General features: G+C 76.1%; 3 protein-coding genes. All 3 read right to left on the bottom strand.

Translation table 11 applies throughout. From position 1 onward, the window contains the following. Positions 1-96: 96 nt before the first annotated feature. Entirely contained in the window at positions 97-447 is a 351-nt protein-coding gene (locus tag ABD944_RS42030) for a sec-independent translocase (RefSeq protein WP_345187832.1), read from the bottom strand. Between the two features lie 131 nt (positions 448-578). Continuing rightward, the gene (locus tag ABD944_RS42035; protein WP_345187834.1) at positions 579-2378 is read right to left on the bottom strand and encodes a S1C family serine protease; all 1800 of its coding nucleotides are present in this window, start codon (positions 2376-2378) and stop codon (positions 579-581) included. A 102-nt stretch (positions 2379-2480) separates the two neighbouring features. After that, positions 2481-3560 (bottom strand): MucB/RseB C-terminal domain-containing protein (locus tag ABD944_RS42040; protein ID WP_345187837.1); only part of this gene is annotated, 1080 nt, incomplete at its 5' end.

Genomic DNA, 3560 nt, shown 5'->3' on the forward strand with positions numbered 1-3560 from the left:
GACCGCCGCGCGCCCGGGGCCTCCCCGGGCGGGTGCCCGCCGCCGGGCCGGGCCCGCGCGGACGCCGCGGCCCCGGGGGGGCGGCGCCTCGCGGGGTCAGGTCGCCTCGTTGTCGAAGGGCGGCTTCTCGCTCGGGTCGAGGCTCGCGGTCGCCGTCGCGTACGAGGGCTCGTCGTCGAAGACGCCCGTGTCGTTCTTCAGGTACGTGTCGTCGTCCTCGAACAGGTGCTTGCGGACGAACGTCTTCGGGTTGAGGTCGTTGAGGTCGAAATCCTTGAACTCGGGGCCGAGGCCCTCCTGAAGGTCGGCCTTGGCGCTGTTGGCCATCTCGCGGAACTGCCGCAGCATCCGGCCGGCCTGCCCGGCGACCTGCGGCAGCTTGTCGCCGAAGATGACCAGGGCGAGGACGACGAGCACCGCCATCTCACCGAGTCCGACGTCGAACAACCCGTCCTCCACACACACGGCAGGCCGCGGCGCGACCGCCTGCACACGACCCGAAGGGGACCGGCCCAGAGACGGGCCGGTCCCCCCAGCGTATCCCCAGCCCGGATGAACCGGACTTGAACATCGGTGCCCTAGTCGGAGGCCAGGGTCACCTGCGCGGTGGCCTCCTTGCCGCCCCGCTGGTAGGTGAGGGTGACGCGGTCGCCCGGCGCCCGGCTGCGGATCTGCGCGATCAGGTCGGTGGCGTCCTCGATCGGCTTGTCGTCGACCTTGGTGATCACGTCGCCGGGCTTGAGGCCCGCCTTGTCCGCCGGGCCGCCCTTGGTCACCGGGTCCTGCCCGTTGACCGGCTGCTGCATGATCCGGGCGCCGCCCTCCTGGTAGCGGGGGTCGGGCAGCACGCCGAGCTTGGCCTGCTTGACGACGCCCGTCCGGATGATCTCCTCGGCGATCCGCTTGCCCTGGTTGATCGGGATCGCGAAGCCGAGGCCGATGCTGCCGCTCTGCTGCTCGCCGCCGAGGGACTGGCCGCCGAGCGTCGCGATCGCGGTGTTGATGCCGATCACGCGGCCCTTCGCGTCCACCAGCGGCCCGCCCGAGTTGCCCGGGTTGATCGCGGCGTCGGTCTGGATGGCGTTCAGGTAGGACGCGTCGCCGCCGCCCCCCTCGCCCCGCGTGGGCACGGCCCGGTTCAGCGAGCTGACGATGCCGGTGGTGACCGAGCCCTGCAGGCCGAGCGGCGAGCCGATCGCGATCACCGGGTCGCCGACGGCGATGGCGCTGGAGTCGCCGACCGGCAGCGGGGGCAGCGAGTGCTGGCCCTCGGGCTTGAGCACCGCGACGTCCGAGCTCGGGTCGGCGCCCTTGATCGTGGCGGGCAGCGTCTTCTTGTCGTTGAAGACGATCTGGATCTGGCCGCCCCCGCCGCCTCCGCCGGAGGCCACGTGGTTGTTGGTGATGACGTAGCCGCCGTTGACGATGAAGCCGGTGCCGCCGATCTCTCCCTGCGACGACTGCACGCGGATCATCACGACGCTCGGCAGCACCCGCTGCGCGACGCCCGCGACCGAGTCCGGCGGACGGTTCTGCACCTTGGTGTCGTTGCTGTCGCTGCCGCCGAGGCTCACCGATCCGGGGTCGTCGGACCCGCCGGTGGCGATCACGCCGATCCCGGCGCCGACGGCCCCGGCCACCAGCGCGACGATCAGCGCGACGACGGCGAGGAGCCCGAGGCCCGGCCCGCCGCGCGACGACGACGGGGGCGCGGGGACGGGAGCCCAGTTGGGCCCGGTGCCGCCGGGCGGCATCCCGTACCCCGCCATCGGGCGGGGGCCGGGGCCGCCGGGCGGCGGCGGGCGCGGCGGCGCGGGCGGCGGGCCCATCGGCGGGCGGCCGGGGGCGGGCGGCGGCGGGCCCTGGTGGGACTGCTGCGGCCAGCCCCCGTACGGGCCGCCCTGCGCGGCCCTCGGGTCCTGGTTGTGCGGCACGAACCCGGGCCGCATCCGGTCGTCGGGCGCCTCCACGGGGGGCTTGTCGAGCGCGACGGGCGGCGGGGGCTGCGGCATGTCGCGCGGAGGGGCGTCCTGCAGCGGCACCTCCTGCGGCATGTCCGCGGCGGCCCCGGAGAGCACGTCCTCGCTGGTGTCGGGCGGGCCGCCGAGCGAGTCGGGGGGCGCGAACCCCCCGGCCACCAGACGGTCGCCCTCCTCGCCGGAGTCGCGCCCGTCGCCGCTCGCGGCGGCCTCGCCGCGGGCGGGTGCGGGCTCGGGGTCGTCGGCCTCGGGCTCGTCCGCCGGCTGCTCCCCGGGGATCCCCTGGTCGGTCACCGTCTCGGGAGGAGCCGCCGCCTCCTGCCGCTCAGGCTCCTGCCCGGGGGCGACGTCGTCGCCCTCCGACGGCGCCCTCACCGGGCCGCGGTTGTCTTCCGTCATCCCCATCTCTCCTACCGAGCATGGTCCTCGTTATCGGTGCACATGCTGCCCCGCGGGGCATGTGGCGAGCATAAGACTCGCCGCCAATACCCATAACTCGGGTCAATCGAACGGATTCGCCGCCGATGCCAGGCGCCGGGCGCCGCGGGAGAGGCGCGTCCGGAACGGCACGGAGCCGCGCGGCATGTTCAGCGCCACCGCCGTGGCCGTGCTCTGCGGAGCGTCCGTCACGACGGTGTAGACGTAGCCGTTCCCCCCGGACACCGCCCAGCGCCTCAGGGACTCGCGGCGGTACACCGTCCGGCCCCGGCGGACGGTCCGCTGCCACCCGGCCATGCCGCGCTCGTCGAGGGCGCCGCGCTGCACGAACACCGACACGGCGGCGAGGCCGTCGGAGTAGCTGAGGTGCAGGGCGCCGCCGCCGTGCTCGCGGCGGGCCTCGTAGAGGGCGAGCCGTCCCGGCAGCTCCTTCGGGACGGGCCAGCCGCGCCCGCGCAGCCCGGCGAGGCCGGCGCGGTCCAGCCGCTCGCCCCACGCGCCCGCGGTGCGGGCGCCGGCGGACTCCTCGGCGTCGCCCGCGGTGGCCCCCGGGAAGCGGGAGGGCCCGCCGAGGGGGCGGCCGAGCGGGGAGGGCTCGACGGGCGACGGGGTGAAGCTGATCTCGGTGAAGCCGGTGGCGATCACGGGGCGGCCGGTGGCGTCGATCAGCTCGCGGTGCAGCATCAGACCGGTGTCCCGGTCGATCCAGAAGCGCCCGGCGGGGCTGCCGTCGGCGCGGCGCGCCTCGACGACGCGGGCGGGACGGCCGCAGGCCGACCCGTCCGCGGCGCGCACCACCGCGTAGTTGCGGGTCAGCAGCGCGAGCGTCGCGGGCGTGAAGCCGGTGGTGTCCCCGGCGGAGGACTCCGGCCGGTACCCCTCGCCGCTCGGCCCGGACCGGTACCGGATGCCCGCGCCCGGCGTGTGCGACACGACGACGCGGGAGGTGGCGGCCCGGCCGCCGCCGCGGGTGGTGAGGAACCGCCGGCCCTCGTAGGGGACGCGGCGGGCGGCGTCGGCGGCGGCGCGCAGCAGCGCGAGGGCGCCCGGGTCGGTGCGGGCGCGGCGGACGGAGGCGGGGTCGCCGGCGAGCGCCCCAGCCAGCTCGCTCAGCAGGGTCACCAGGGCGCCCGGGCGGTCCTT

The organism is Actinomadura verrucosospora (assembly GCF_039540335.1).
Taxonomy (GTDB): Bacteria; Actinomycetota; Actinomycetes; order Streptosporangiales; family Streptosporangiaceae; genus Spirillospora; species Spirillospora verrucosospora.